The organism is Brevundimonas sp. UBA7507 (genome assembly GCF_002478355.1).
Lineage (GTDB): Bacteria > Pseudomonadota > Alphaproteobacteria > Caulobacterales > Caulobacteraceae > Brevundimonas > Brevundimonas diminuta_D.
The window spans coordinates 182,446-208,550 of sequence record NZ_DLNP01000018.1 but is presented as its reverse complement, the minus strand read 5'-3'; the positions used below and the strand labels follow the sequence as shown (position 1 = coordinate 208,550).

Below are 26,105 nucleotides of genomic sequence, written 5' to 3'. Positions count from 1 at the left end.
TCCCGCGTCCCTTCTGTCAGCCGGTCATCCGGCGCGGGGACGCTCATACAGGTCGACGGTCGATCCCTTGTAGTCGGCGCGGGCGTAGGGGCGATAGCCCACCCGTTCGGCCAGACGCACCGAAGGGGCGTTCTCGGGCGAGATCATGCAGACCGTACGCGGCTCCAGCCGATAGGCGTCGGTCCAGGCCAGGGCCGCCTCCAGCGCCTCGCGCGCCAGGCCCGCGCCCTGGAAGGCGGGCGCTACGCCCCAACCCAGCTCCGGCGCGTCGAACGGCGGCTCGATCTCGCGGCGATAGTCCAGCACCCCGACGCTGCCGACATAGGCGCCCGTCGTCGTCTCGCGGATCGACCAGTTGCCGTAGCCCTTGGCCTGCCAATGGCCGATGTCGCGCAGCAGGCGGAACCAGACCTCCTCCTCCGACAGTCCGCGCCCCATGATGTGGCGGGTGAACTCGGCGTCGGCCCACAGGGCGGTCAGGTCGTCCATGTCGCCGACGGCGACGGGCGCCAGCGTCAGGCGCGCGGTCGAAAGAACAGTCACATCAATCCCAGTTGCTTGAAGCTGGCCACGCCTTCGCGGCCGACAATGAGGTGGTCGTGAACCTGGACCGACAGGGCGCGCGCCGCCTCGATCACCTGTTTGGTCATGTCGATGTCGGCCCGGCTGGGCGTCGGATCGCCCGAGGGGTGGTTGTGAACGATGATCATGGCGCTGGCCGACAGCTCCAGCGCCCGGCGCACCACTTCGCGCGGATAGACGGGGGCGTGGTCGACCGTGCCCCGGTTCTGGATCTCGTCCAGGATCAGCTGGTTCTTCTTGTCGAGATACAGCACGCGGAACTGCTCGCGCGGCTCGTGCTGCAAGGACAGGCGCACATAGGCCAGCAGCGCCGTCCACGACGAGATGACGGTCCGCCGGTTCGCCTCTTCCTTGGCCACGCGGCGCGAGACTTCGTGCAGGGCGGCGATGTCCAGCGCCGTCTCGGCGCCCACCCCCTTGGCCCGGCCGCGCGAATCCTCGGCCCTGACCGTCATCAGATCCTCGACCGAGGCCGCCAGCACCGCCGCCAGCGACCCGAACCGCTCCAGCAAGGCCTTGGCCACCGGCTTGACGTCGCCCTGCGGCTGGCTGCGGAACAGGAACAGCTCCAGCAGTTCATAGTCCGGCAGATGATGGAGGCCCGCCGCGCGGGCGCGTTCGCGCAACCGCTCGCGATGACCGGCGTGGTGCGGCTTGGCCTTCGGTCGTTCCGGCGGTTGATCGAGCATCAGCCTCCCCCGGGAGGGAGACTAGCTCAGAATTTCGGGCGGAAAAGACCCTTGGGCGAGGCGGTGAAGATTTCCAGCCCGTCCTCGGTCACGCCGATCGAATGTTCGCACTGCGCCGACAGCGACTTGTCGCGCGTCACGGCGGTCCAGCCGTCCGACAGCACCTTCACCGCAGGCTTGCCCAGGTTCACCATCGGCTCGACCGTGAAGAACATGCCGGGCTTCAGCACCGCGCCCTCGCCGCGACGGCCGTAGTGCAGGACGTTGGGGCTGTCGTGGAACACGCGGCCGATGCCGTGGCCGCAGAAGTCGCGCACCACGCTCATGCGCTGGGCCTCGACGAATTTCTGAATGGCGAAGCCGATGTCGCCGAAGGTGTTCCCCGGCTTGATCTGGGCCAGGCCCAGGTCCAGCGAGTCATAGGTGACGTCGATCAGCTTCTTGGCGCGAGCGTTGATCTCGCCGACCGGATACATCCGGCTGCTATCGCCGTGCCAGCCGTCGACGATGACCGTATGGTCGATGTTGACGATGTCGCCTTCCTTCAGAACCTTGTCGCCGGGAATGCCGTGGCAGACGACGTGGTTGATCGAGGTGCAGACCGTCTTGGTGTAGCCCTTGTAGCCCAGGCAGGCGGGGACGCCGCCGTTGTCCAGGGTGAACTCGCGCACCAGATCGTCCAACTCGCACGTGGTGACGCCCGGCTTCACATGCTCGGTGATCATGTCCAGCGCCTCGGCGACCAGACGGCCGGCCTTGCGCATGCCCTCGAACCCTTCCGCATCATAGATGCGGATTTCGTGGCTGCGGACAAAGACGTCGGTTTCCAGGTCGGGGGTCTCGTACATGCTCGGCTTTCGGGGAGGCGCGCTCCGCAAGGGCGCGGAACGGGCGAAGAGGCTGCTTTCAGGACTTCAGATGGTCAGACTAGCACAAAACCTCAAGCCCGTCAGGGTTCGCCGCTGACGCAGGGCCGCGCCCATCCTATCTACGAGCCATGTCCCAGATCGCCCCCTCCCCCACCGCCGCCGTCCTGATCATCGGCGACGAAATCCTGTCGGGCCGCACGCGCGACGCCAATCTGAACACCCTGGCCCGCTTTCTGGCGCCGCTGGGCGTCGATCTGATGGAGGCGCGGGTCGTCGGCGACCGTCAGGATCAGATCGTCGGGGCCCTGAACGCCCTGCGCGCGGCGCACGACTACGTCTTCACCACCGGCGGCATCGGCCCGACCCATGACGACATCACCGCCGATGCGGTCGGCGCCGCCTTCGGCGTTCGCGTGCGCGAACACCCCGAGGCGCTCGCCATCCTAGAGCGCCGCTATGCGCCGGGCGAGTTCAACGCCGCGCGGCGCCGCATGGCCCGCGTGCCCGACGGCGGCGTGCTGATCGCCAACCCGGTCAGCGGCGCGCCGGGCTTTCAGGTCGAAAACGTCTTCGTCATGGCCGGCGTGCCCAAGATCATGGAGGCCATGCTGGACGACGTGGCGCCGCGCCTGAAGACGGGCGCCCCGGTGCACAGCCGGTCGTTGCGCGTCACCGGCGTCGGCGAAGGCGCGGTGGCCGACATCCTGCGCGCCGCGGCCGAAGCGCGGCCGCACCTGTCCTTCGGCTCCTACCCCTTCGGATTCAACGTCGATCAGACGCCTGGCCAGGTCGGAACCCATCTCGTGATCCGAGGACGAGATTCGGCCGAAGTTGACGCAGCGGAACACGATCTTGCTGCAAACCTGCGTTCTTCAGGCATCGAAATTGCCGTTACGTAACCTCACCAAGGTGTGAAATTGTGCGATTTTTGCGCCACTCTTTCGCCGAGAAGCGGTCCGACACCGGCCTTGGACGCAACGCTTTCATGACACGGACGCTGTGATGAGTAGCGTGGCGGCTCTCCCCGAACCAAGGCCGTCCGCTTTTCCAATGGCCGGCCCACGACATAGGTGAAGCGTAATGACCCCCAGGAACATGGCCCGCCTCGGCGGCCTGGCACTGACCACCGCCCTGATGACGGGCGTCGCCGCCCCAGCCTTCGCCGGCTCCTTCTATCTGCAGGAACAGTCCGTGCGCGGCGCTGGACGCGCCTTCTCGGGCGAAGCCGCCGATCGCGGCGTCGGCTCGATGTGGTGGAACCCCGCCTCCATCGCCCGCAGCGGCCGTGAAGTCTCGGTCGGCCTTCACGCCATCCGCATCGACTCCGAAGTGAAGAACGCCGGCTCCTACGTCACCTATCCGGGCGGCGTGGACGTGCCGGTGGTCAACCCGCGCAACACCGAGGTCGACCCGATCGAAAGCGGTCTGGTGCCGAACTTCGCCTTCGCCACGCCGATCGGCGACCGCTTCGCCGTCGGCGTCTCCGTGGCCGCGCCCTACAACTTCACCACCAAGTACGAACAGGGCTCCTTCGCCCGCTACGACGCCCTGACGTCGGAGCTGCGTTCAGGCGACGCCAGCCTGACCGTGGCCTATCAGGTCAACGACTGGCTGGACGTCGGCGCCGGTCTGAACGCCCAGTTCGTCAAGGCCAAGCTGACCTCGGCCATGCCGTCGGTGTCCCCCCTGCTGCCGGACGGCTCCTCCTCGCTGGAAGGCGACGGCTGGGACTTCGGCTGGAACGTCGGCGCCCAGGTCCACAAGGGCCCGTGGGACTTCGGTCTCAGCTATCGCTCCAAGATCGAGCACGAGCTAGACGGCGACGTGAACATCGTCCTGACCGGCCCGCTGGCTCCGAACAGCGTCTCGACGGGCGGCACGGCCAGCTTCAACACCCCGTGGTTCGCCTCGGCGTCGGTCCGTTACGCCGTCAACGACAAGCTGACCCTGAACGCCCAGGTCAACCGCATCGGCTGGTCCGAGTTCCAGGCCATCACCGTCGAATATCCGGGCGGCGGCGACGTCATCCATCAGAACTACAAGGACGTCACCACCGGCGCGATCGGCCTGGACTACGCCATCAGCGACAAGACCACGCTGCGCGCCGGCGTCGGCTATGACCCGACCCCGACCCGCGACAGCCTGCGCACGGCCCGCATCCCCGACGCCGACCGCTGGCTGTTCTCGGTCGGCGGCTCGACCGAAGTGACCGAAGGCGTCACCTTCGACGCCGGTCTGACCTACATCGCCTTCAGCGACTCGACCATCCACGACGACCGCGCCTTCTACGCCGGCACCCCGGCGGCCGTGACCTCGCACCTGCGCGGCGAGGCCGAAGGCTCGGCCCTGGTCGCCTCGATCGGCGCGCGCTGGGCCTTCTGATCCCGGCCTGACGGCGGACAAGGAAACGGCGGCTCCCGCAAAGGAGCCGCCGTTTTTATTCGCCTCATGCCGAGAGCATCAACCCTGGGCGGCGTGGCCCTTGCCGCCGTTCGACGGGCGACGACGACGCGGGCGGCGCTGCAGCTCGCCGACCGGCTTGGGCTCGGCCGCAGGCGTCGCGCGCGCGGCCGAACGGGCGCGATCGCCCGCCATCGGATCATAGGCCGCCGCCGGACGCTCGGCCGCAGGCGCGCCGTTGCGGCCGCGACGCTGACGGTGCGGCTGGCCGCCGCCCTCCAGCTTGACGCCCTCGCGATGCGGATTGCGACCGCCGCGACCACGGCCGCCCCGGCCTTCGCCCTGCGGCTTGCCTTCACGCTCGGGCAGGGTCGCCTTCTTGGCCACGCCCGCCGACATGATGGAGGCGTCCAGCTGAGCCAGCGCCTTGTCGTTGCGGCGGTCGATCGCGGGGATCTTCTGGCGCGTGACCTTCTCGATGTCCTTCAGCAGTTTCATCTCATCGCCGGCGACGAAGCTGATGGCGGTGCCGTCCTTGCCCGCGCGGGCCGTGCGGCCGATGCGGTGGACATAGGCTTCCGGCACATAGGGCAGCTCGAAGTTCACCACATGGGTGACCTTGTCCACGTCGATGCCGCGCGCGGCGATGTCGGTGGCGACCAGCACGCGCAGCTTGCCGTTCTTGAAGGCCTCCAGCGCGCGCTCGCGTTGCGGCTGGCTCTTGTTGCCGTGGATGGCGCCGGCCTCGACGCCGCCGGCTTCCAGATAGGCCGCGACCTTGTCGGCGCCGTGCTTGGTCTTGGTGAAGACCAGGCAGCGCGTATAGGCGGGGTCGGAGAACAGTTCGGTCAGCAGGGCGCGCTTCTTGCCCTGCTCGATCCAGATCACCGACTGCTTGATGCGCTCGACCGTGGTCGACTGCGGCGTGACCTGGACCTTGACCGGATCCTTCAGCAGCTCGCCCGCCAGCTTGCCGATCTCGGACGGCATGGTGGCCGAGAAGAACAGGTTCTGACGCTTGGCCGGAATGCGGCTGACGATCTGACGGATCGGCTTGATGAAGCCCAGGTCCAGCATCTGATCGGCTTCGTCCAGAACGAAGATCTCGCAGGTCGACAGGTCCAGGGTCTTTTGCTGGATATGGTCCAGCAGGCGGCCAGGCGCGGCCACCAGAACGTCCAGACCCTGCTGCAGGGCGCGTTCCTGGGCGCCGTACTTCACGCCGCCGAAGATAACCGCCACGCGGAAGCCCAGGTGGGCGCCGTATTGCTTGAAGCTGTCGCCGATCTGGGTGGCCAGCTCGCGCGTCGGGCTCAGAATCAGGGCGCGCGTGGTGCGCGGGCGCGGCGCTACGCGGTTCTCGGCCAGGCGATGCAGGATCGGCAGGGCGAAGGCCGCCGTCTTGCCGGTGCCCGTCTGGGCGATGCCCAGCAGATCCTTGCCCTTCATCACGTCGGGGATGGCCTTGGCCTGGATCGGCGTCGGCTTCTCATAGCCGGTCGCGGCCAGGGCGGTCAGGAGAGCCTTGTTCAGGCCCATGGATTCAAAGGTAATTTCGCTCACGTCTATCTTTCACGAACGACGACGGGCGCAGCCGGACAGGGCCGGTTCACAAAGGGCGCACGTCGCCTGCCCGAAGCTCGGGCGGGGAACGGGCGCCGCCCCGCGTGTATGGACGACGTATGAAATCGAATGATCCGGCCGCTCGACAGACAGGCCTTCCAAGAGGGAAGCCCAAACACGCGCTGGAACGCGCCGGTCATCGCATTGTGCGATGCAGCGCAGATGGGCCTCAATAGCGGCCAAGTCAAGGCGCCGGCTCGAATGAGCATGCGAAGCCTAAAGCAGGCTCACGGCCATATTCACCGCCAGGGCCAGGATCACCGTGTTGAAGACGAAGGCGATCAGGCTGTGCACGGTGGCGATCCGGCGCAGTTTACGGCTGCTGATCTGGATGTCGGCCGTCTGGTTGGCCACGCCGATGATCAGGGAGAAATGCAGGAAGTCGCCGTAGTCCGCCTCTTCTTCGCCGGGAAAGATCAGCCCGCGCCGGTCGCCGCCGCCCTGGACGGGCGCATAGAATTCATGGGCGTAGTGCAGGGCGAACAGGACGTGGGTGAACAGCCAGGAGGCGGCGATGGTGCCGACGGAGAACAGCGCCTCGCCCAGGCTCGGCTTGCCGCCGTCCGCCGCCTCCATAACGATCACGAAAACGCTGGCCGCCGCCGCCAGCAAACTGAGCGGCAGGACGGCGCCGCCCGCCTGGTCCAGGTCTGCCGCCCGCTTGCGAATGGCCGAGGCCGTGCGATGGCGATACAGGCGGATGAAGGTGAGCGTCAGGAAGATGCAGACGCTGGCGTCCCAGGCGGCGGCGATCCGCATCGGCCAGTCCCACGCGGCAGGCGTTAAAATCACCGCGACCGCCAGGACGGCGAGCCCCAGCCACAGGGCGAAATGCAGACGGAGGATGCGCGCGATCCGCTTCATGGCCGCATGATTGCGCCGTTCCGTGCGAACGGCCAGAGCCCCGCCGCCGGACTTCAGCCGTCAGCTCTTCCAGCGCAGCACCGTCTCCTGGATCGGATTGACGAAGGCGCGGCCCTCGGCGCGGCTCTTCAGCCATTCGCGCTTCAGCTGCTGGTACCATTTGGCCTGTTTGTCGGCGTCGTCGATCCAGATCAGGGCCGGGTCGTATTTCAGCCCCTCGTTCTGCAGGTTCACCATGCCGCCGTCCTGTTTCAGGAAGGCCACCACCCCCATCCGCAGGAAGGGTTTGGCGATGCCGAACACCCAGTGGTCGGACCAGAAAATCTGGGTGATGCGGGTCTTGGTTTCGCTCACCGGCGTCAGGCAGGTCAGGGCCAGCACCTGCTTGGCGCCGACCTGGATATGCTCCCAGCGATAGCCCGGCAGGCGGAAGGTGATCTCGGTCGCGGGCGCCCCGCCCAGCACCTTGTAGAGGCGGCTGTTCGACGACGGCGCGTGACGCACCATGGCCCAGCCGAAGTCGACCGGGGCGAAGGTCTTGGCCTTCTCGTGCATCGAATGTTCGGAACGCCACCACCACTGCTGATGGACGTAAGGCCCGTGGGCGGGGTCCATCAGGCCGACGACGGCGTGGTCGATATGGCTGTCGAAATCCATCCACTCGACCAGGCGCGGCTGGCCGACGGCGCCCGGAAACTGCGGCGGCTCCTGATCCGGCTCGGACGGGTTGCGGGCGTCGGCCGCCATCCAGACGAAGACCATGCCCTGGCTCTCGCGCACCGGATAGGCGCGGACCTTGATGCGGTTCGCCTCGAACGCCTGATCCTCGACCAGGGACGGAATGGCCGCACAGACGCCGTCGGGCCGGAAGCGCCAGCCATGATAGGGGCATTCGATCGTCTCGCCCTCGCCCGGCTTCTCGACCAGCCGCCCGGCCGACAGCGGCGCCGCGCGGTGGGGGCAGATGTCGCGCATCCCATAGACCTCGCCGGCGCGCGTGCGGCCGATCAGGACCGGCTCGCCCATGATCTCATAGCGTTTCAGGCTGGCGACCGGCACGTCGCGCGCCAGGGCGACGAAATACCAGGCGTCGGTGATGAAGCCCTTGCCGAAGGCGGTCGGCGGGGCCTTGGCTTCAGGCGTGGCGGAAGGTGCGGGCGCGGCGTCAGCGGTCATGGCCGCCTTGTAGCAGCAGGGACAGGCGGCCGTCCAAAGGCCATTCCCTTCCTCAGCCGATGAATTAATCTGGCTCAAATTCTCTTTGGGAGAGACGCCTTGATCCGCACCGCCTCCGTCGCCTTCATCGCCGCCGCCCTGCTGCTGGCCGCCGCTCCGGCTGCGCTCGCCCAGAACGGTCACGTCAACCACGCGGCCCACGGCGCGGCGCACGCCGCCTTCGCCTCCGACCGCCTCAGCGTCCGCGTCGACGGGCCGGAAGGCGCACCCGATCTGATCCTGATCCCCGGCCTGTCGTCCTCGCCCGACATCTGGCAGGGCGCGGTCGATCACCTGGCCGGGCGCTATCGCATCCACCGCATCCACGTCGCCGGCTTCGCGGGCGCCGCGCCGCAGGTCAATGCGCAAGGCGATGCGCCCCAGCCGGTCGGCGCCCCCGTGGCCGAGGAAATCGCCCGCTACATCCGCGAACAGCATCTGAACAAGCCCGCCGTCGTCGGCCACTCCATGGGCGGAACCATGGGCATGATGCTGGCCGCGCGTCACCCCGAGCTGGTCGGCAAGCTGATGGTCGTGGACATGATCCCCTTCATGGGCGCCATGTTCGGCGCGCCGGGCGCGACGGCGCAAAGCGTGACCCCCGTCGCCGATCAGATCTGGGCCGCCCAGTCGACCAGCCCGCGCGAGGCCTACGTCGCCCAGGCCACCACCGCCATCAACGGCATGATCAACACCGAGAGCCGCCGCGAAGAGGCGCTTCAGGACATGCGCGACAGCGACCAGAAGGTCTCGGCCGCCGCCTTCCGCGAACTGGTCACGACCGATCTGCGCCCCGAACTGGCGAAGATCACCGCCCCGACCGAGGTGCTCTACGTCAAGTTCAATGACGCCCGCATGACCGATGCGATCACCGACGCCATCTATCAGATGTCGTTCGCGACCCTGCCCGGCGCCAAGCTGAAGCGCATCGACGACAGCGCCCACTTCATCATGTTCGACCAGCCGACGGCCTTCTACGACGAACTGGACGCCTTCCTGGCGAGATAAGCCATTCTTTCGGCGAAATAGGCGCTCACGCTGGCGTGATCGGAAACGGGGGCGTTTTCGTCGGCGACGTGAACGGCTAGGGTTCGCGCCGCTGGCATAGAGGGATGTTCATGGCGCGCAAAGACCGCGGACCCGACGGGAACGATCAGGGCGGAGGAAAACCGCGCCGGACCTTCATGGGCCGCCTCTTCTACTGGGGCGCGGTGCTGGCCGTCTGGGGCCTGATCTTCGCCGTCGTCTTCTTCGCCGTCTTCGCGCGCGACCTGCCGGACACCTCCAGCCTGTATGAGGTCGACCGCCAGCCCTCGATCACCTATCTGGACCGCTCCGGCGCCCTGATCGCGGTGCGCGGCACCCAGATGGCGCCGCCGGTCGATCTGGACGCCCTGCCCGACTACGTCCCCGCGGCCTTCGTGGCCATCGAGGACCGTCGCTTCTACCACCACCCCGGCTTCGACCCGATCGGCATGAGCCGCGCCATGGCCTCGAACCTGAAGGCCGGGCGCGTGGTCCAGGGCGGCTCGACCATCACCCAACAGCTGGCCAAGAACCTGTTCCTGACGCCCGATCAGAACATGAAGCGCAAGGTTCAGGAGCTGATGCTGGCCGTGTGGCTGGAGATGAAGTTCTCCAAGAAGGAGATCCTCGCCCTCTATCTGAATCGCGTCTATTTCGGCGCCGGCGCCTATGGCATCGAATCCGCCTCGCAACGCTATTTCGACAAGAGCGCCGACAAGCTGACGGTCGGCGAGGCCGCCCTGCTGGCGGGCCTGCTGAAGGCGCCCTCGCGCTATTCGCCGGTGTCCGAGAGCGAGCGCGCCGCTGCGCGCGCCAACGTCGTGCTGAACGAAATGGTCGAGGTCGGCGCTATCACCCCGGCCCAGCGCGAGGCCGCCGTGGCCGAGCCGGTGCGGGTGTCCAAGACCCTGGCCAGCCAACACGCCCAATACTTCATCGACTGGCTGGACAAGCAGATCCGCGGCCTGGTCGGCGAGCCGACCGAGGATCTGGTCGTCGAGACCACTCTGGACCTGACCTTGCAGACCGACGCCGAGCGCGCCGTGCGCCGCATCCTGGATCGCGACAAGGGCAAGGGCGTCGAACAGGCCGCCCTGGTCGCCCTGGACGGCGACGGCCGGGTGCGCGCCATGATCGGCGGCGCCTCTTACGGCGACAGCCAGTTCAACCGCGCCGTCGATGCGCGTCGCCAGTCCGGCTCGGCCTGGAAACCCTTCGTCTATCTGGCGGCGGTCGAGGCCGGCTACACGCCCGAGACCCCGGTGGTGGACCAGCCCGTGACCATCGGCGGCTGGTCGCCGCGCAACTACTCGGGCCGCTTCTCGGGCCAGATGACCCTGGCCCAGGCCGTGGCCCAATCGACCAACACCGTCGCCGCCTATGTGGCCGATCAGGTCGGGCGCGACAGCGTGGCCCGCGCCGCGCGCCGTCTGGGAATCTCGAGCGAGATCGGCCTGCAGCCGTCCATGGCGCTGGGGGCCGTCGAGGTCAGCCCGCTGGAGATGGCCCAGGCCTACGACGCCTTCGCCAACGGCGGCCGCCGCGTCGACGCCTATGGCATCAGCCGCATCCGCACCCCGTCCGGCCGGGTCATCTACACCCACGGCCCGTCCGAAGGCGGCCAGGCCATCAACAACCCGCCGCTCTACTACATGAACCAGATGCTGCGCGGGGTGATCACCTCGGGCAGCGGCCGCTCAGCCGCCATCGGCGGGCGCGACATCGCGGGCAAGACCGGCACCACCTCGGACTACAAGGACGCCTGGTTCGTCGGCTACACGGGCGGCTTCGTCGCCGCCGTCTGGGTCGGCAAGGACGACAACAAGCCGATGGCCCGCGTCACCGGCGGCTCCTCGCCCGCCGCCATCTGGCGCGGCTTCATGGAGGCGGCCCTGCCCAAGCTGGCGGTCCAGGCCATCCCCAACGGCCCGCCCCTGCCCGAAGGCTGGATCCCGCCCGATCCTGTCGGCGACCTGATGGGTCAGGTCGAGGATCCCTACGCCACGGCCCAGCCCTATGAGGACGCGCCGCCGCCCGTCGTCATCGACGGCCAGGCCCCGCAGCCGCAACAGCCCCCAGCGGCGCGCCCCAGCCCGCCGCAAGAGCGCCAACCGGACGCGCTGTTCTTCTAGAGTCTCCCTTCTCCCCTTGTGGGAGAAGGTGGTCCGCCAGGGCCGGATGAGGGGTTTCTGCACGCTGAGAACAGGCAGACGGATTGAGGACGCAAGACCCCTCATCCGTCAGGCTTCGCCTGCCACCTTCTCCCACAAGGGGAGAAGGACAATAAGGCGCGCGCTCAAGCCGCGAGCGACCGCGCCGCGAGCATAGCGCGCAAAAAAGGCCTATCGCGGCGCGCGCTTGGCCAGGATGCGCTGCAGGGTGCGGCGGTGCATGCCCAGGCGGCGAGCGGTCTCCGACACGTTGTGGTCGCACAGCTCATAGACGCGCTGGATATGCTCCCAGCGCACCCGGTCGGCCGACATGGGGTTTTCCGGCGGCTCGGGCGCCTCGCCGGTCGACAGCAGAGCCTTGACCACGTCGTCGGCGTCGGCGGGTTTCTGCAGATAGTCGACGGCGCCGGCCTTGACCGCCGCGACGGCCGTGGCGATGGCGCCGTAGCCGGTCAGCATGACGATGCGGGCGTCCTCGCGCCGCTCGCGGATCATTTCGACCACCTTCAGGCCGTTGCCGTCCTCCAGGCGCATGTCCAGCACGGCGAAGGCGGGGACCGACTGGCGCAGGGCGTCGTTCGCCTCGGCCACGGAGCCGGCGAGGGCGACGACGAAACCGCGCGATTCCAGCGCCCGCCCCAGACGGGTGCGCAAGGCCTGATCATCGTCCAGCAGCAACAAGGACTTGTCGCTGAGGGCCGCAATCTGTTCCGTGATCTGGGTCTCGAGTTCGGACATGAAATTCTCCTGAGGGTTCAGGTCGTGCGTCAGGGACGCAGGGTCAAGGGCCAAGCTCGCGACTGCGACATCAGGTTCCATCGCCTTCCATGGCCGAGGCGGTGACTTCCAGGGCCTGACGCGGCCAGCGGACCGAGACGCGGGCGCCCCCCGGTTGACCCTTGGCGGCGTCGCCTGAACCCACCGAAACCTTGGCGCCGGATCGTTCCAGCAGGGTGCGGGCGATGAAGAAGCCCAGGCCCATGCCGCCCTGACTGGGGGCGATGGGGGCCGTGACCGGTGGAGGCGGCGCGCGGCGTTCCCGGCGGGCCGGGCGGGTGGCCGAGGCGATCTGGGCGGCCAGGGCGCGGCGGGCCTTGGCCTGAGGACGGCTGGTCACATAGGGCTCGCCCAGACGCGGCAGGATTTCGGAAGCGAAGCCGGGGCCGTCGTCGACGATGTCGATCTCGATCCACCCGGCGTCGACCACCCCGGTCAGCTGGACGCGGGCGGTGGCGAAATCGGCGGCGTTCTCGACCAGGGTGGACAGGCCGTGGACGATCTCGGGCAGGCGACGCAGGCGCGGGGCCTCCTGGCCGGGCGGAATCTTCAGGGCGATGTCGAAGTCGAGATCGAAGCCCCGGTGCGGTTCCGCCACCTCCTCCAGCAGGGCCTTCAGGCCGATGTCGGCGAACAGGGCGTCGCCTTCCTCAGGCTGCGACGACAGTTGCTTGAGGATGGCGCGGCAGCGTTCCGCCTGTTGCAGGATCAGGGCGGCGTCTTCGGCCGCCGGGCTGCCCGCGGGCGCGTCGCGCAACATCTCCTTGGCGACGACCTGGATGGTGGCCAGCGGCGTGCCCAGCTCATGGGCGGCGGCGGCGGCCAGACCGCCCAGGGCCGCCAGCCTCTGCTCGCGCTGCAGCACGTCCTGGGTGGTGGCGAGGGCCAGCTCCAGCTTGTCGGCGTCGGCCGCCACCTTCCAGGCGTAGCCGGCCGTGAACAGCACCCCCGTCACCAGGGCCAGGCCCAGCCCCAGGCGATAGAGGCCCGGCAGCTCCAAATGCTCATGCAGCCGCCACGGCAGCGGCAGGGACCAGGAAAACAGGAAGCCCACGGCGATCAGCGCCATGACGCCCAGAATGACGGCCTGACGCGCAGGCAGGGCCGCCGCCGCGATCGTCACCGGCGCGACCAGCAGCAGACAGAAAGGGTTGGCCAGCCCCCCGGTCAGGGCCAGCAGCGTCGCCAGCTGCAGGATGTCGAAACCCAGCTGGGCGGCTGTGCGCGGCCCGTCGGGCAGGCTGCCGTCGATGCGCCGCGCCCGCGCCATGGTGGCCAGGTTCATCGCCACGCCCGCGCCGATCACGGTCAGGCACTCCCACAGAGGCAAGGGGAAGTGCAGGGCGAAATAGGCGGTCAGGATGGCCGAGGTCTGGCCGATCACCGCCAGCCAGCGCAGCACGATCAGGGTGCGCAACGACAGGCCGCGCCCGCGCCGGGGCAGTTCCGGCAGGCCCGCCAGCTCGCCGCCCGCCTGGGCCAGCAGATGCGGCGGGGCGTAGGGATGGGCGTGCGACGGGATGGGGGCTTCTGTACGGCTCACCGCTCTTCTATAGACCGGGCGAAGAGCGGCTGCACGGTTCGCCGTGTCGCCGCCGCCGAAACGACTTCCGTTCCCGATGAGGAGACGCCATGCCCCGCCGTCCCGTGATCCTGTTCGCCGCCGCCTGCGCGGTCATCGCCCTGGCGCTGGGCCTGATCACCATGGTGGTCGTCGGCGGTCGCCAGCAGGCGGCCCAGACCACGGACGTCGCGACGGGCCAGCCCCTGGTCGGCGGCGACTTCATCCTGACGGATCAGAACGGCAAGACGGTCGACCAGACGATCCTGAACGGCAAATGGACCCTGGTCTTCTTCGGCTTCACCTATTGCCCCGACTACTGCCCGACCACCCTGGGCGTGCTGAACGCGGTGCAGGAGCGGATGGGCGACAAGGCCGAGGATCTGCAGATCGTCTTCATCAGCATCGACCCCGAACGCGACACGCCGCAGATGCTGAAGGACTATCTCTCGTCGGACGGTTTCCCTGACGGCGTCATCGGCCTGACCGGCACGCCGGAACAGGTGGCCAAGGCGGCCAAGGCCTATCGCGCCTTCTATCAGAAGGTCGGCGAGGGCGAGGGCTACACCATGAATCACGGCCTGACCGTCTATCTGATGGGGCCGGATGGACAGTTCCGCAGCGCCGTGGCGCACGACCTGGGGCCCAGCCGCACCGCGACCCTGATCGAAAACGCCATGGAAAAGGGCTGATCACCTTTCCCTGAACGAAGCGCGACCGGCCTTTTTTGCGGCGCAGCACCCTGTATGATCGGCGTTCCGCATCGGCGGGGGCCGCAGTCGGGGTTTCATGCTCTACGCTTTTCACGAGCTCGCCTATCATTCGGCGACGCCGTTCCGGATCGGGGCCCAGATGGCCCGCCAGTTCTGGACCTCTCCCTTCAATCCGGCGTCGGACACGGCCATCGGCCGCACCGCCTATGCGTCGGCCGAGGTGTTCGAGAGCCTGACGCGTCGCTACGGCAAGCCCGACTGGGGCCTGGAGACGCTTGAGATCGACGGCAAGCCCGTGCGTACCACCGAGCAGGTCGTCTGGTCCTCGCCCTGGTGCCGACTGGTGCGGTTCGCCCGCAACATCGGCGACCTGAAGCGCGCGGGCAAACCCGCGGCGGCGCCCGCCGTGGTGATCGTGGCCCCGCTGTCGGGCCACTACGCCACCCTGCTGCGCGGCACGGTCGAGACCTTCCTTCAGGATCACGACGTCTATGTCACCGACTGGACCAACGCCCGCCAGGTGCCGATGCTGGAAGGGCGCTTCGACTTCAACGACTACATCGACCACGTGCGCGAGATGCTGGCGGCGGTGGGGCCGCGCGCCCACGTCGTCGGCGTCTGCCAGCCGGGGCCGCCGGTGCTGGCGGCCTGCGCCGTGATGGCGGCGCAGAACGACCCGAACCGGCCCGCCTCCATGACCTTCATGGGCTCGCCCATCGACGCCCGCCTGTCGCCGACCGTGACGAACCAGCTGGCCGAGGAAAAGCCCTTCACCTGGTTCAAGTCGAACATGATCCACACCGTGCCCTGGCCCTATCCGGGCGTCGGACGGCGGGTCTATCCGGGCTTCGTCCAGCTCTACAGCTTCATGTCGATGAACGAGGACAAGCACGTCGACGCCCATCGCCGCTATTTCGACAGTCTGGTCGAAGGCGACGGCGACGGGGTCGAGAAGCACGAGCAGTTCTACGACGAATATCTGTCGGTGCTGGACCTGACCGAGGAGTTCTATCTTCAGACCATCGACATCGTCTTCCAGCAGCATCTGCTGCCCCGCGGCCTGTTGCAGCATCGCGGCGAGACGGTCGATCTGACGGCGATCACGGACATCGGCCTGGCCACCATTGAGGGCGAGATGGACGACATCTCCGGCGTCGGCCAGACCCAGGCCGCGCACGGCCTGACGCCCAACATTCCCGACGACCGGCGCCTGCTCTACGTCCAGCCCAAGGTCGGCCACTACGGGGTCTTCAACGGCCGCCGTTTCCGCGAGGAGATCTATCCCCGCGTGCGCGATTTCATCGCCAGCAACGAAGACCTCAGTGTCGTACCGGAACGGTCAGCGTCTGCCGCTTGAGGGCGGCGTCGCCCTGAGGCTGTCGGTCAATCCGCGCGCACGTCGGCTGTCGATCCGCATCGACGCCCGCGCCGGCGAGGCCGTGGCCGTCGCGCCCAGCGAGCGGCGCCTGGGCGAAGTCGTGGCCTTCGCCCGCGCCAAGGCCGGATGGATCGCCGAACGGCTGGCCGCGCGGATCGACACTCAGCCGTTCGAGCCGGGCGCCGTCGTGACCTGGCTGGGTCGCCCCGTGCGGCTAGAGGCGACGGGCGGCGCAGGCGCGGCCCGCCTCGTCGACACGCCTGAGGGGCCGGTGCTGCGTTCGGGCGGAGAGGGCGAGGCCTTCTCGCGCCGCGTCGAGAACTGGTTCCGCCGCGCCGCGCGCGACTTCCTGGTCGAGCGAACCGACGTCCATCTGAAGACCCTGGGCCAGAAACCGGTGAAGGTGTCCATCGTCGACACCCGTTCGCGCTGGGGCTCGTGCAGCCCGCACAATCGCTCGATCCGTTATTCCTGGCGCGTCATCATGGCCCCGCCCGCCATCGCCGACTACCTGGCCGCGCACGAGGTCGCCCATCTGGTCCACGCCGACCACAGCCCCGCCTATTGGGCGGTGGTCGGCCGCCTGGTCGGAGATCATCGCCCGCACCGCCGCTGGCTACGCGATCACGGCGCAGCCCTGCACGCGGTGGGCGGATAGGGCTTCAGTCCCGCATCGTCCTGAGCGCGCCCAGGCGGGCGAAGGCCAGGGTCAGGGCCTTGCGGCGGGCGGGCGCCAGGGGCGTCGCCGGCGCGTCGCGCACCACCGCCCCGCCGAAGCCGTCGGCGACGATCAGACCCGGCTCGTCAGGCAATACGCCCTGCGGAAACTCCGGCGCGACGGCGAAATAGAAGGCGTCGCAGAAGGGGCCGTACTCCTGCCATTTGCGATCGACGCGGTAGTCGTCGATCCCCGACTTCACCTCGCAGATGACGATGTCGCCCTTGGGCCCCAGGGCCATGACGTCGGCGCGCCGCCCATTGGGCAGGCAGACCTCCAGCAGGGGCGCATAGCCCATGTCCAGCATCAGCCGCGCCGCCCCCCGCGTGACGGACAGGGTCGTTTCGGGACGGCTGAAGACCAGTTCGAGGTGAAGCGCGGCGGCGGGCATCCGCCTTTATGTTCCGCCTATGTTCCTACCGCAAGCGCTGCCGGTTCACGCGCCACTGCTCGCGCGTCTGGCCCCACAGGTTGACCGCGTGCTCATGGAACGGCGGCGGCATGACGCCCGGCCCGCGATTGGTCGAGCCCAGCCGCTCGGCCACCTTCTCCGACGCCCGGTTGTCGGGGTCGATGCAGTGGATGACATCCGGCCAGTCCAGCACGTCGCAAGCGTAGTCCATCGCCGCCGCCGCGGCCTCGATCGCATAGCCCTTGCCCGTGGCGTCGCGGTGCAGGCTCCAGCCCACCTCCCGGCCCGGCCAGCCATAGGGATGCAGCGGCCCGATGCGCTCCATCCACAGGCCGGTCGTCTTCTCGATCAGCGAGAACATGCCTTCGCCGTGCAGCGCCCACATGCCCGCGACCGAGGCGATGCCGCGCCACACCTCATGCCGGGACTGCACCCCGCCGATGAAGCGCGTCGTCTCGGGGTCGCTCATGAAGTCGGCCCAGCGCGGAAAATCCTCCAGCGTCGGCGGACGCAGGAACAGGCGTTCGGTCTCCAGCGTGGGACCGAGAGGGGATGTAGGGCGATCGATCACAACAGATACTCGCGTTCCAGGGTGTAGACGCTGCCGTCCCCGGTCAGGACGCTGGAGTACAAGCCGAAACGATCCACGCGGATCGGCGGCGACTTCAGCAGATTGTGCCCGGTGATCCAGGCGCCGATGCGGTCGGGGTTCGCCTGGGGCTTCAGATAGGCCAAGGTGACGTGCGGGCGGTATTCGCGCTTTTCAGGCGGGACGCCCGCCCGTTCGCCCGCCGACCGACAGCGCCCGGCCAGGACGTTCAGCCGCTCGGACCGCTCCAGCCCGGCCCACAGGGTATGGCTGCGGTGCGCGTCGCCGAAGGCGCCGACGCCGTTCAGGGTGATCTCGAACGCCCCGCCGCCCTCGGCTCGCGTCAGTTCCGAGGCCAGATCGTCGGCCGTGCGCTCGGACGCCTCGCCATAGAAGGCTAGGGTGACGTGCAGGGCGTCCAGCGGCCGCCAGCGCGCGCCGGGCAGACCGGACTGACGCCGCGCCAGGGTCTCGGCGACGTCCTCAGGGATCGGGATGGCGGTGAACAGGCGCAACATGCGACCCTTGGTAGCGGGCGGAACCGGCGGCCGGAAGTCCGGTTTTTCTTGCAAGGATGCGTCTGCATCCCGATATTTCAACCAAAGGTCGGGATCTTCCCGGCCGAATGGGAGACTTCTTTCGCGATGAGCGATTTCAACAACGGCTATGCGCGCCCGCTTCCGCAGTCGGCGGACATGTCCGTCGACGCCGGTCTGCGCGCCTTCATGCTGGGCGTCTACAACAAGCTGGCGATCGGTCTGGTCGTCGCGGGCGCCCTGGCCTACGTCACCGGCAACGTCCCAGCGGTGCAGCAGCTGCTGTTCGCGCGCATGGACGACGGCCGCATCGGCCTGACGATGCTGGGCATGATCGTCCAGTTCTCGCCGCTGGTCATGCTGTTCGGCTCGATGTTCTTCATGAAGAACCCGTCGGCCAAGGGCGTGAACATGCTCTACTGGGCCGTAGTCGCCACCATCGGCGCGGGCCTGGGCGTGCTGTTCCTGCGCTACACCAACGGCTCGCTGGCCTCGACCTTCTTCGTCACCGCCGCCGCCTTCGCGGGTCTGAGCCTGGTTGGCTATACGACCAAGAAGGATCTGACCGGCATGGGCACCTTCCTGATCATGGGCGTGATCGGCCTGGTCATCGCCTCGATCGTGAACATCTTCATGCAGTCGGGCGTGATGTATCTGGTGATCTCGGGCGCAGGCGTGCTGATCTTCTCGGGTCTGATCGCCTATGACACCCAGCGCCTGAAGATGACCTACTACGCCCTGGGCGGCGACAAGAACGCGATGGGCGTGGCGACGGGCTTCGGCGCGCTGAGCCTGTTCATCAACTTCATCAACCTGTTCCAGTTCCTGCTGGCCTTCATGGGCAGCCGCGAATAGGGGTTTTCTAAGCGCACTATGGCCGTGACGCGGTCACGGCCGACTTGAGCGCAGGCCTCAAACAGCTCGAAGGGCGATAGGCCGAGAAAAATGAGGCCTCGACGGCGACGTCGGGGCCTTTTTCTTTTGTCGCCGCCTACTCCACCACTGTGAACTTGCGGCTGTCGAAGACGCGCAGAACCTGGGCCAGGTCGCGGCCGCGCTTCAGCACATGGCCGCCCTCGCCGATCACGGCCCACTGCCCCTGTTTCAGGCGCAGGGCCGGACGTTTCTCGATCCGATAGAGCGGCGCGTCGCCGTGGCGGCGAAAGACGGCGAACTCGGCGTGGTCCTTCTGGCCGGCCATGGCGTAGTCACGCCATTCGCCCGCCGCCACCATCCGCCCATAGACCCGCAGCATCTGGTCCAGTTCGCGGCGGTCGAAGAAGACCGGCCCCGCCTCCGGTTGCGCATTCGGACTGTCGACGTCGAAGCTCATGGCTTCAACTTAGGCCGCCTGCGGAGAAACGCCAGCCTCGCGGATTAAGGCCGGGCCGAGGCCTGAACGCTTGTCACCCGCCGCGCGCCCGTCCAAAAGGCGGAACAAGTTCTAGATACGGAGACGAACCCATGGCGACGAGCGAAGGCTGGGACATGCCCACCGGAGACCTCATGAAGGGCAAGAAGGGCCTGATCATGGGGGTCGCGAACTCCAGCTCCATCGCCTGGGGCATCGCCTCGCAGCTGGCCGCCCAGGGCGCCGAGCTGGCCTTCACCTATCTGGGCGAGGGTCTTGAGCGCCGCGTGCGCCCGCTGGCCGAAAGCGTCGGCGCCAAGCTGCTGATCCAGGCCGACGTCACCGACGACGCCTCGATGGACGCCGCCTTCGCCGAGCTGGAGAAGGAATTCGGCACGATCGACTTCGTCGTCCACTCGGTGGCCTTCGCCAACAAGGACGAGTTGAAGGGCTCCTTCGTCGACAACACCACCCGCGACAGCTTCCTGCTGGCCATGAACATCTCGGCCTTCAGCTTCGTCGACGTGGCCAAGCGTTCGGCCCGTCTGATGCCCAACGGCGGGTCGATGATCACCCTGACCTACCTCGGGTCCGAGCGGGTCATTCCGAACTACAACACCATGGGCGTGGCCAAGGCCGCCTTGGAAGCGGCGACCCGCTACATCGCGCGCGACCTGGGGCCGAAGGGCATCCGCGTCAACGCCATCTCGGCAGGCGCCATGCGCACCCTGTCGCTGGCGGGCATTTCGGGCGGGCGCGGCCTGCACTCCAAGTCGGCGCAGTTCTCCCTGATCAAGGAAGAGACCTCGATGGAAGGCGTCGCCGGCGCCGCCCTGTGGCTGTGCTCGGACCTGGGCCGCTCGACGACGGGCGAGGTCGTCCACGTCGACGCCGGTTTCCACGCCGTCGGCCTGCCGGACGACATGGAGGGCTGAGCCCTCGAGTGAGATCAGGAAAAGTTGCAGACTTTTCCGGTTCGATCTCACGCCGCCCTCAGCGGGCCGCAGCGCCCCGGCAGCAGGCCTCGATGTTGTTGCCGTCGGGGTCCAGCACGAAGGCCCCGTAATAGTCCCCAGCCCCTTCGCGGGGGCCGGGCGCGCCGTTGTCGCGGCCCCCCGCCGCCAGGGCGGCCCGATGGAAGGCGTCGACCATGGCCTTGTCCCGCGCGACGAAGGCGACGTGCATCTGGTTCAACCCTGCGCGCGAACCCTCGACCCAATAGGACGGTCGTGTGATCCCGATCCACAGATAGGGAATGGGCTGTTCGGCGCTGTGGCCGAACAGGAAGGACTCCGGCGAATTACTGGCGGTCTGCAGACCCAGAGCTTCCGCCACGGCGTCATAGAAGCGGCGGGCCACCGTCAGGTCCGAAACGATGATTCCGGTGTGGTCCAGCATGACGACTCAAACGACGCCAGAACGGCGCCGTTCCCCTTTGCGAAGCGTTGCGGCGCAGCCTAAGCCATAGGGCATGAGCCCGTCCCGCCTGCCGCCTTCTCCCAGCATTGTGGCCGCCAGCTTCTCGGCCGCCGCCGTGGCGACCGTCGTCGGTTTCGGCGGCACGGTCGCCCTGGTGGTGCAGGCCGGCCAGGCCATGGGGGCGGCGCCCGCCCAGATCATCTCCATGGTCACCGCCCTGTGCCTGGGCATCGGCCTGCCCGGCGCGGTGCTGAGCTGGCGGCTGAAGATGCCGGTCGTGCTGGCCTGGTCGACGCCGGGTGCGGCCCTGCTGGCCGCCTCGACGCTCGGCCTCGGCTGGTCGACGGCCGTGGGCGCCTTCGTGATCGCCGGGCTGATGATGGTGCTGACCGGCCTGGTCCCCGCTCTGGGGCGGCTGGCCGAGCGCATTCCGGCGGCCGTCGCCTCGGCCATGCTGGCGGGGGTGCTGCTGCCCTTCTGCCTCAAGCTGTTCCTGGTGTTTCCGACCGATCTGACGCTGGCGGCGGGCCTGCTGCTGGTCTTTCTGGTCATGCGCAGGCTGGCGCCCGCCTGGTCCCTGCCCGCCGTTCTGGTCGCCGCCTTCGCCGTCCTGGCGCTGCGCGGCCAGGTCGCCCTGCCCGAAGGCGCCGGCCTGTTCGGCGCCCTGTCGCCGGTCATGCCCGCCTTCGACTGGAAGGCGGCGGTCAGTCTGGCCCTGCCGCTGTATCTGGTGACGCTGGCGTCGCAGAACCTGCCCGGTCTGGTAGTGCTGCGGGCCGCAGGCTACGCCCCCCCCGCCGGCAAGCTGATCTTCTGGGGTGGGCTGACCAGCACCCTGCTGGCGCCGTTCGGCGCGCACGGCGTAAACTTGGCCGCCATCACCGCCGCCATCTGCACCGGGCCGGACGCCCACCCCGATGCGACGAAGCGCTGGACCGTGGGCGTAATCTACGGCCTGTTCTACCTGGTCGTCGCCCTGTTCGCGGCGCCGCTGGCGGGCCTGTTCATAGCCATGCCGACCGGCGCCCTTGCCGCCATCACCGGCCTGGCCCTGATCGCGCCGCTGATCGGATCGCTGAGCGCCATGATGAGCGAGGCGAAGGACCGCGAGGCGGCGGTGCTGACCTTCGCCGCGACAGCCTCGGGCGTGGCCCTGTTCGGGGTCGGTTCGGCCTTCTGGGGCCTGGCCGTCGGCTTCCTGGCCCTGGCGGCGCGGCGCTGGATTCCCGCGCGCGGCTGAGCCGCTTCGCCGCCTTTTACATTTCGCGCCCTTTACGGCCCGAGCGGGGCCGTGGCAGCTTCTCCGCCTCGGCCGACTGGCGGCCGTCAGAGCGAGGCGATCATGGCGCACAAGTTCGAAGTCTATCAGGACAAGGCGGGCGAGTTCCGCGTCCGATTCAAGTACAACTCCGAGATCATCTTCTCGACCGAGGGCTATTCCGACAAGTCCGGCGCCAAGCGCGCCATCGAGTCCATCAAGAAATACGTGCCGGACGCTCCGACCGAAGAGATCTGAGCCTGCGCGGGGGCGCGGCGCATCGCCCGCCCCCGCAACTCTCGCCTTACGGCCGTGCCGGGATGTTCAGGCCCCGCTGCACGGCCGGACGCGCCAGGCCGCGCGCCAGCCAGGCCGCGACGTGCGGGAAGTCGGCGTAGCCGACCAACTCGCCCGCGCCATAGTGTTCGACCAGATTGCGCACCCAACCCAGAATGGCGATGTCGGCGATGGTGTAGTCGTCGCCCATGATCCAGGCGCGATCTTTCAGCCGCCCCTCCAGCACGCCCAGCAGACGCCGCGATTCCGCGACGTAGCGATCGCGCGGCCGCTTGTCCTCGAATTCGCGGCCCGCGTATTTGTGGAAGAAACCGACCTGGCCGAACATCGGGCCGATCGCCGCCATCTGGAAGAAGACCCACTGCAGCGTCTCATAGCGCGCCGCCGGATCGGTCGGCAGGAAGCGCCCCGCCTTCTCCGCAAGATAGACCAGGATGGCGCCGGACTCGAACAGGGCCAGCGGCTTGTCCCCCGGACCGTCGGGGTCGATGATGGCGGGGATCTTGCCGTTGGGGTTCAGCGACAGGAATTCCGGCGTCCAGGTCTCGTCCTTGCTGATGTCGACCAGGTGCGCCTCATAGGGCAGGCCCAGCTCCTCCAGCAGGATGGAGACCTTCACCCCGTTGGGAGTCGGCAGGGAATAGAGCTGAAGCCGATCCGGATGCTGCGGCGGAAACTGGCGGGTGACGGGAAAGACGGACAGATCGGCCATGGAGCGCTCCAACAAGGGTATCCCGCTCATGTTGGAGGCGTCATCGCCATCCGCAACCGCCCATGCGGCGAATGTCCGTGCGTCAGTCTTCGTCGCGTTCGCTGACTTCGGTCGGGCGGACGATGCGCAGCCAGCCCTCGCTGATGTGCAGCTCGGGCGCCGCCTCGCGGGTGAAGGGCAGGTACCAGGTCGGACCGCCCTCGGCCGGAGCGATCTCCAGCATGTCGTCGGCGCCGAAGTTCTGAACCGACTTCACCTTGCCCAGAACCACGTCGGCCGGATCGCGCCCCTCCAGGCCGATCAGGTCGGTCAGGTAGAACTCGTCCTCCTCCGGTTCAGGCAGGGCGTCGCGGGTGACGAACAGCTTCTGACCGCGTCGGGCGTCGGCCTCTTCCTTCGTCGTGATCTCCTTGACCCGCGCCACCACCCCGGCCTTGTCCGGCCGCGCCGAAAGCAGGGTCAGCACCGGCTTGCCGTCGGCGCCGAGCAGCGGCGAATAGCCGACCAGGGCCATGGCGTCGGCGGTATAGGCGCTGATCCGGACCTCGCCCTTCACGCCGAAGGCGCCGCCGATCTGGCCGACCAGGATCAGTCTGTCTTCGCTGCTCATGGCCGGGCTCCGTTTGCCGATGCGATGCGTCCAGATAGCAGAAAAGCAGCGCCCCGGAAGGACGCTGCTTTCCCGTCTCAACCGGCCGGGGCCGGATGAGAAGATAAGGCTCAGGCCTGCTCTTCGGTCGCCTCGGCGGCGACTTCAGCCGCAGGGGCTTCTTCAGCAGGCGCTTCTTCCACGGCCGGAGCAGCGGCAGCGGCGGCGGCGGCTTCAGCGGCCTCGGCCTTGGCGGCGGCTTCGGCTTCCAGGCGGTCGGCTTCGCGCTGGGCGCGCTCGGCGGCGCGTTCCTGGGCCTTCTTGCCCGGCTCGCCCTTCTTCGGGTTGTTACTCTGGGTCCACTTGACCTTGCCGACCAGAACTTCGTCCTGGCTCTGGCTGATGAAGCGGGCCACGCGGTCGGTCGGCTGAGCGCCCTTAGCCAGCCATTCCGAGATGCGGTCAGCCTTCAGGACGATGCGCGGGGTGGCGCTGTCCTTCGGCAGCATCGGGTTGTAGCTGCCGACGCGCTCGATGAACTTGCCGTCGCGCGGGCTGTGCGAGTCGGCGATGACGATGTGGTAGTAGGGGCGCTTCTTGGCGCCGCCGCGGGCCAGACGAATCTTCAGCATTTTCAGTCTCTTTCTAGAAAGGCGTTAGTTCTTTTTGGGGAAGCCCGGCAGACCCGGAAGGCCCCCCGGAAGTTGTCCGCCGCCCAGACCCGCCAGGCGGTCCTGAATGGCTTTCATTTCATCGGCCGAGGGTTCCGGCATCTTGCCGCCGCCCAGCGCCTTCAGACGGTTCATGTCGGGACCGCCGCCCCCCATGCCGGGCAGGCCGCCCATCATGGAGGCCATCTTCTGCAGGTTCTTGCCGCCGCCCTTGGACAGGGACTTGACCATATCGGCCATCTGCCGGTGCTGTTTCAGCAGGCGGTTGATGTCCTGAACCTCGACGCCCGCGCCCTTGGCCACGCGCTTCTTGCGGCTGGCGTTCAGCAGGTCCGGCTTCTTGCGCTCGGCCTTGGTCATGGAGCTGATGACGGCCAGCTGGCGGTCGATCATCTTGTCCGAGACGTTGTTCTCGGCCATCTGGGCCTTCATCTTGGCCACGCCGGGCAGCAGGCCCATGATGCCCTGAAGACCGCCCATCTTCTTCATCTGGTTCAGCTGACCAGCCAAGTCGTCCAGATCGAACTGGCCCTTGGCCAGCTTGCGGGCCATCTTCTCGGCCTTGGCCTGATCCAGCTCGCCCGCGGCCTTCTCGACCAGGGCGACGATGTCCCCCTGACCCAGGATGCGGCCGGCGACGCGGCGGGCGTCGAAGACGTCCAGCGCATCGACCTTTTCGCCAGCGCCCAGATATTTGATCGGCAGGCCGGTGACGGCGCGCATCGACAGCATGGCGCCGCCGCGCCCGTCGCCATCGGCGCGGGTCAGCACCAGGCCCGTCAGCGGCAGGCGTTCGTGGAAGGCGGCGGCGGTGCGCACCGCGTCCTGACCCGTCAGGCTGTCGGCCACCAGCAGGGTCTCGACCGGCTTGGCGATCTCGGCGACCTCGGCCACCTCATTCATCAGCCCTTCGTCCAGGGTGATGCGGCCGGCGGTGTCGAGGATCAGGACGTCGAAGCCCTGAAGCTTGGCCGACTGCAGCGCGCGGCGGGTGATCTGGACCGCGCTCTCGCCCGCCACGATAGGCAGGGTCGCGACCTCGATCTGCTGGCCGAGGGTGGCCAGCTGCTCCATGGCCGCCGGACGACGCGTGTCCAGCGAGGCCATCATGACCTTCTTCTTGTCGAACTTCGACAGACGCAGGGCCAGCTTGGCCGAGGTCGTCGTCTTGCCCGAGCCCTGCAGACCGGCCATCAGCACGACGGCGGGCGGGGTCGCATTGGTGTTCAGCGGAACCGGCTCTTCACCGCCCAGCATGTCGACCAGGCCGTCATAGACGATCTTGATGACCTGATCGGCGGGCTTGACCGCGCGGATGACTTCCTCGCCGGTCGCGGCCGTCTTGGCGCGGGCGATGAAGTCCTTGACCACCGGCAGGGCGACGTCGGCCTCGAGCAGGGCGACGCGAACCTCGCGCAGGGCCTCCTCGACATCCTTTTCGGACAGGGCGCCGCGCCCGGTGATCCGGTCGAAGACGCCTGTCAGCCGCTCGTTCAGAGCCTCGAACATTCAAACCCTTTCATGCGCCTGGGCCGTCAGCCTCCATGAGAAACGCCCATAGGCGGGCGACCTCTGCGAACGATCACGTCGACAGAGGCCCTCTCCGGGCTCATCCATCCATGAAAGGATGGGGTCGTCCCGGTGGAGGCGCAGGTTCAATTGCGCCGGAAGTCGCGGCTTATGGC

The 26,105-nt window shown here is 68.1% G+C and carries 28 protein-coding genes; 11 read left to right on the top strand and 17 right to left on the bottom strand.

Features of this window, described 5'->3' with window-relative positions; all coding sequences use genetic code 11:
- Window positions 1-24: 24 nt before the first annotated feature.
- The 3 genes from B3D50_RS14590 to map are packed head-to-tail and all read right to left on the bottom strand — an operon-like array spanning window position 25 to window position 2,119.
- Entirely contained in the window at window positions 25-543 is a 519-nt protein-coding gene (locus B3D50_RS14590; RefSeq protein WP_286952271.1) for a GNAT family N-acetyltransferase, read from the bottom strand.
- The gene (radC, locus tag B3D50_RS14585) at window positions 540-1,271 is read right to left on the bottom strand and encodes a RadC family protein (RefSeq protein ID WP_286952269.1); all 732 of its coding nucleotides are present in this window, start codon (window positions 1,269-1,271) and stop codon (window positions 540-542) included. The genes B3D50_RS14590 and radC overlap by 4 nt, the downstream gene beginning before the upstream one ends.
- Before the next feature lie 26 nt (window positions 1,272-1,297).
- Window positions 1,298-2,119 carry a type I methionyl aminopeptidase gene (gene map, locus B3D50_RS14580; RefSeq protein ID WP_286952267.1) on the bottom strand — a complete coding sequence of 274 codons (822 nt, stop codon included), beginning with the start codon at window positions 2,117-2,119 and terminating at the stop codon, window positions 1,298-1,300.
- A gap of 149 nt (window positions 2,120-2,268) precedes the next feature.
- On the opposite strand from map, the gene B3D50_RS14575 reads away from it, so the two are divergent.
- Window positions 2,269-3,039 (top strand): competence/damage-inducible protein A, encoded by a 771-nt coding sequence (locus B3D50_RS14575; protein ID WP_286952265.1) that lies wholly within the window; start codon window positions 2,269-2,271, stop codon window positions 3,037-3,039.
- A gap of 181 nt (window positions 3,040-3,220) precedes the next feature.
- Window positions 3,221-4,522 (top strand): OmpP1/FadL family transporter, encoded by a 1,302-nt coding sequence (locus tag B3D50_RS14570; RefSeq protein ID WP_286952263.1) that lies wholly within the window; start codon window positions 3,221-3,223, stop codon window positions 4,520-4,522.
- A gap of 78 nt (window positions 4,523-4,600) precedes the next feature.
- Here B3D50_RS14570 and B3D50_RS14565 read toward each other — a convergent pair whose 3' ends face one another.
- From B3D50_RS14565 to B3D50_RS14555, 3 genes are all read right to left on the bottom strand, one after another.
- A complete protein-coding gene (locus tag B3D50_RS14565; protein ID WP_374560175.1) occupies window positions 4,601-6,103 on the bottom strand; it encodes a DEAD/DEAH box helicase in 1,503 nt (500 codons plus the stop codon).
- Window positions 6,104-6,379: 276 nt separating this feature from the next.
- Window positions 6,380-7,027: a DUF1345 domain-containing protein gene (locus B3D50_RS14560; protein WP_286952262.1), complete on the bottom strand. Its 648-nt coding sequence runs from the start codon at window positions 7,025-7,027 to the stop codon at window positions 6,380-6,382.
- Window positions 7,028-7,087: 60 nt separating this feature from the next.
- Window positions 7,088-8,203 (bottom strand): aromatic ring-hydroxylating oxygenase subunit alpha, encoded by a 1,116-nt coding sequence (locus B3D50_RS14555; protein WP_286952260.1) that lies wholly within the window; start codon window positions 8,201-8,203, stop codon window positions 7,088-7,090.
- A gap of 99 nt (window positions 8,204-8,302) precedes the next feature.
- Here B3D50_RS14555 and B3D50_RS14550 point away from each other — a divergent pair, with 99 nt between their 5' ends.
- Together B3D50_RS14550 and B3D50_RS14545 are read left to right on the top strand one after the other, a co-directional pair.
- Window positions 8,303-9,250, top strand: a complete 948-nt coding sequence (locus B3D50_RS14550; RefSeq protein ID WP_286952258.1) for an alpha/beta fold hydrolase — start codon at window positions 8,303-8,305, stop codon at window positions 9,248-9,250.
- A 104-nt stretch (window positions 9,251-9,354) separates the two neighbouring features.
- Window positions 9,355-11,400 carry a transglycosylase domain-containing protein gene (locus B3D50_RS14545; RefSeq protein WP_286952256.1) on the top strand — a complete coding sequence of 682 codons (2,046 nt, stop codon included), beginning with the start codon at window positions 9,355-9,357 and terminating at the stop codon, window positions 11,398-11,400.
- 210 nt (window positions 11,401-11,610) lie between these two features.
- Here B3D50_RS14545 and B3D50_RS14540 read toward each other — a convergent pair whose 3' ends face one another.
- Both B3D50_RS14540 and B3D50_RS14535 read right to left on the bottom strand, forming a co-directional pair.
- The gene (locus B3D50_RS14540; RefSeq protein ID WP_076224487.1) at window positions 11,611-12,177 is read right to left on the bottom strand and encodes an ActR/PrrA/RegA family redox response regulator transcription factor; all 567 of its coding nucleotides are present in this window, start codon (window positions 12,175-12,177) and stop codon (window positions 11,611-11,613) included.
- Between the two features lie 70 nt (window positions 12,178-12,247).
- Window positions 12,248-13,759, bottom strand: coding sequence for an ActS/PrrB/RegB family redox-sensitive histidine kinase (locus tag B3D50_RS14535; protein WP_286952253.1), 1,512 nt, complete (start codon window positions 13,757-13,759; stop codon window positions 12,248-12,250).
- 89 nt (window positions 13,760-13,848) lie between these two features.
- Here B3D50_RS14535 and B3D50_RS14530 point away from each other — a divergent pair, with 89 nt between their 5' ends.
- From B3D50_RS14530 to B3D50_RS14520, 3 genes are all read left to right on the top strand, one after another.
- Entirely contained in the window at window positions 13,849-14,469 is a 621-nt protein-coding gene (locus tag B3D50_RS14530) for an SCO family protein (protein ID WP_286952251.1), read from the top strand.
- Between the two features lie 97 nt (window positions 14,470-14,566).
- Window positions 14,567-15,847 (top strand): polyhydroxyalkanoate depolymerase, encoded by a 1,281-nt coding sequence (locus B3D50_RS14525; RefSeq protein WP_286952249.1) that lies wholly within the window; start codon window positions 14,567-14,569, stop codon window positions 15,845-15,847.
- Window positions 15,813-16,526: a M48 family metallopeptidase gene (locus B3D50_RS14520; RefSeq protein ID WP_286952247.1), complete on the top strand. Its 714-nt coding sequence runs from the start codon at window positions 15,813-15,815 to the stop codon at window positions 16,524-16,526. Before B3D50_RS14525 ends, B3D50_RS14520 begins: the two co-directional genes overlap by 35 nt.
- 4 nt (window positions 16,527-16,530) lie before the next feature.
- On the opposite strand, the gene mmcB is transcribed toward B3D50_RS14520, so the two are convergent.
- From mmcB to thpR, 3 genes are read right to left on the bottom strand one after another with little or no spacing between them, the layout of a single operon-like run.
- On the bottom strand, window positions 16,531-16,977 hold the full coding sequence (mmcB, locus tag B3D50_RS14515; protein ID WP_269296365.1) for a DNA repair putative endonuclease MmcB: 447 nt from the start codon (window positions 16,975-16,977) through the stop codon (window positions 16,531-16,533).
- A 25-nt stretch (window positions 16,978-17,002) separates the two neighbouring features.
- Window positions 17,003-17,569, bottom strand: coding sequence for a GNAT family N-acetyltransferase (locus tag B3D50_RS14510; protein ID WP_286952244.1), 567 nt, complete (start codon window positions 17,567-17,569; stop codon window positions 17,003-17,005).
- Window positions 17,566-18,105 carry an RNA 2',3'-cyclic phosphodiesterase gene (gene thpR / locus B3D50_RS14505; RefSeq protein WP_003166667.1) on the bottom strand — a complete coding sequence of 180 codons (540 nt, stop codon included), beginning with the start codon at window positions 18,103-18,105 and terminating at the stop codon, window positions 17,566-17,568. The genes B3D50_RS14510 and thpR overlap by 4 nt, the downstream gene beginning before the upstream one ends.
- Before the next feature lie 126 nt (window positions 18,106-18,231).
- Between thpR and B3D50_RS14500 the strand changes: the two genes are divergently transcribed.
- Window positions 18,232-18,978 carry a Bax inhibitor-1/YccA family protein gene (locus tag B3D50_RS14500; RefSeq protein WP_286952241.1) on the top strand — a complete coding sequence of 249 codons (747 nt, stop codon included), beginning with the start codon at window positions 18,232-18,234 and terminating at the stop codon, window positions 18,976-18,978.
- A 136-nt stretch (window positions 18,979-19,114) separates the two neighbouring features.
- Here B3D50_RS14500 and B3D50_RS14495 read toward each other — a convergent pair whose 3' ends face one another.
- Complete coding sequence (locus B3D50_RS14495) at window positions 19,115-19,456, bottom strand: DUF2794 domain-containing protein (RefSeq protein WP_003166665.1); 342 nt, start codon at window positions 19,454-19,456, stop codon at window positions 19,115-19,117.
- A gap of 155 nt (window positions 19,457-19,611) precedes the next feature.
- Between B3D50_RS14495 and B3D50_RS14490 the strand changes: the two genes are divergently transcribed.
- A complete protein-coding gene (locus B3D50_RS14490; RefSeq protein WP_286952321.1) occupies window positions 19,612-20,409 on the top strand; it encodes an enoyl-ACP reductase FabI in 798 nt (265 codons plus the stop codon).
- A gap of 58 nt (window positions 20,410-20,467) precedes the next feature.
- Here the strand turns inward: B3D50_RS14490 and B3D50_RS14485 are convergent, their stop codons facing one another.
- Entirely contained in the window at window positions 20,468-20,872 is a 405-nt protein-coding gene (locus B3D50_RS14485) for a VOC family protein (protein WP_286952239.1), read from the bottom strand.
- Between the two features lie 73 nt (window positions 20,873-20,945).
- Here B3D50_RS14485 and B3D50_RS14480 point away from each other — a divergent pair, with 73 nt between their 5' ends.
- Window positions 20,946-22,133, top strand: coding sequence for a benzoate/H(+) symporter BenE family transporter (locus B3D50_RS14480; protein WP_286952238.1), 1,188 nt, complete (start codon window positions 20,946-20,948; stop codon window positions 22,131-22,133).
- 102 nt (window positions 22,134-22,235) lie between these two features.
- On the top strand, window positions 22,236-22,409 hold the full coding sequence (locus tag B3D50_RS14475; RefSeq protein WP_286952237.1) for a YegP family protein: 174 nt from the start codon (window positions 22,236-22,238) through the stop codon (window positions 22,407-22,409).
- A gap of 46 nt (window positions 22,410-22,455) precedes the next feature.
- On the opposite strand, the gene B3D50_RS14470 is transcribed toward B3D50_RS14475, so the two are convergent.
- The 4 genes from B3D50_RS14470 to ffh form a co-directional block, all read right to left on the bottom strand.
- Entirely contained in the window at window positions 22,456-23,160 is a 705-nt protein-coding gene (locus B3D50_RS14470) for a glutathione S-transferase N-terminal domain-containing protein (protein ID WP_286952235.1), read from the bottom strand.
- 82 nt (window positions 23,161-23,242) lie between these two features.
- On the bottom strand, window positions 23,243-23,770 hold the full coding sequence (gene rimM / locus B3D50_RS14465; RefSeq protein ID WP_286952233.1) for a ribosome maturation factor RimM: 528 nt from the start codon (window positions 23,768-23,770) through the stop codon (window positions 23,243-23,245).
- 110 nt (window positions 23,771-23,880) lie between these two features.
- A complete protein-coding gene (gene rpsP / locus B3D50_RS14460) occupies window positions 23,881-24,381 on the bottom strand; it encodes a 30S ribosomal protein S16 (protein ID WP_003166663.1) in 501 nt (166 codons plus the stop codon).
- 24 nt (window positions 24,382-24,405) lie between these two features.
- Window positions 24,406-25,929: a signal recognition particle protein gene (gene ffh, locus B3D50_RS14455; protein ID WP_286952230.1), complete on the bottom strand. Its 1,524-nt coding sequence runs from the start codon at window positions 25,927-25,929 to the stop codon at window positions 24,406-24,408.
- Window positions 25,930-26,105 lie beyond the last annotated feature (176 nt).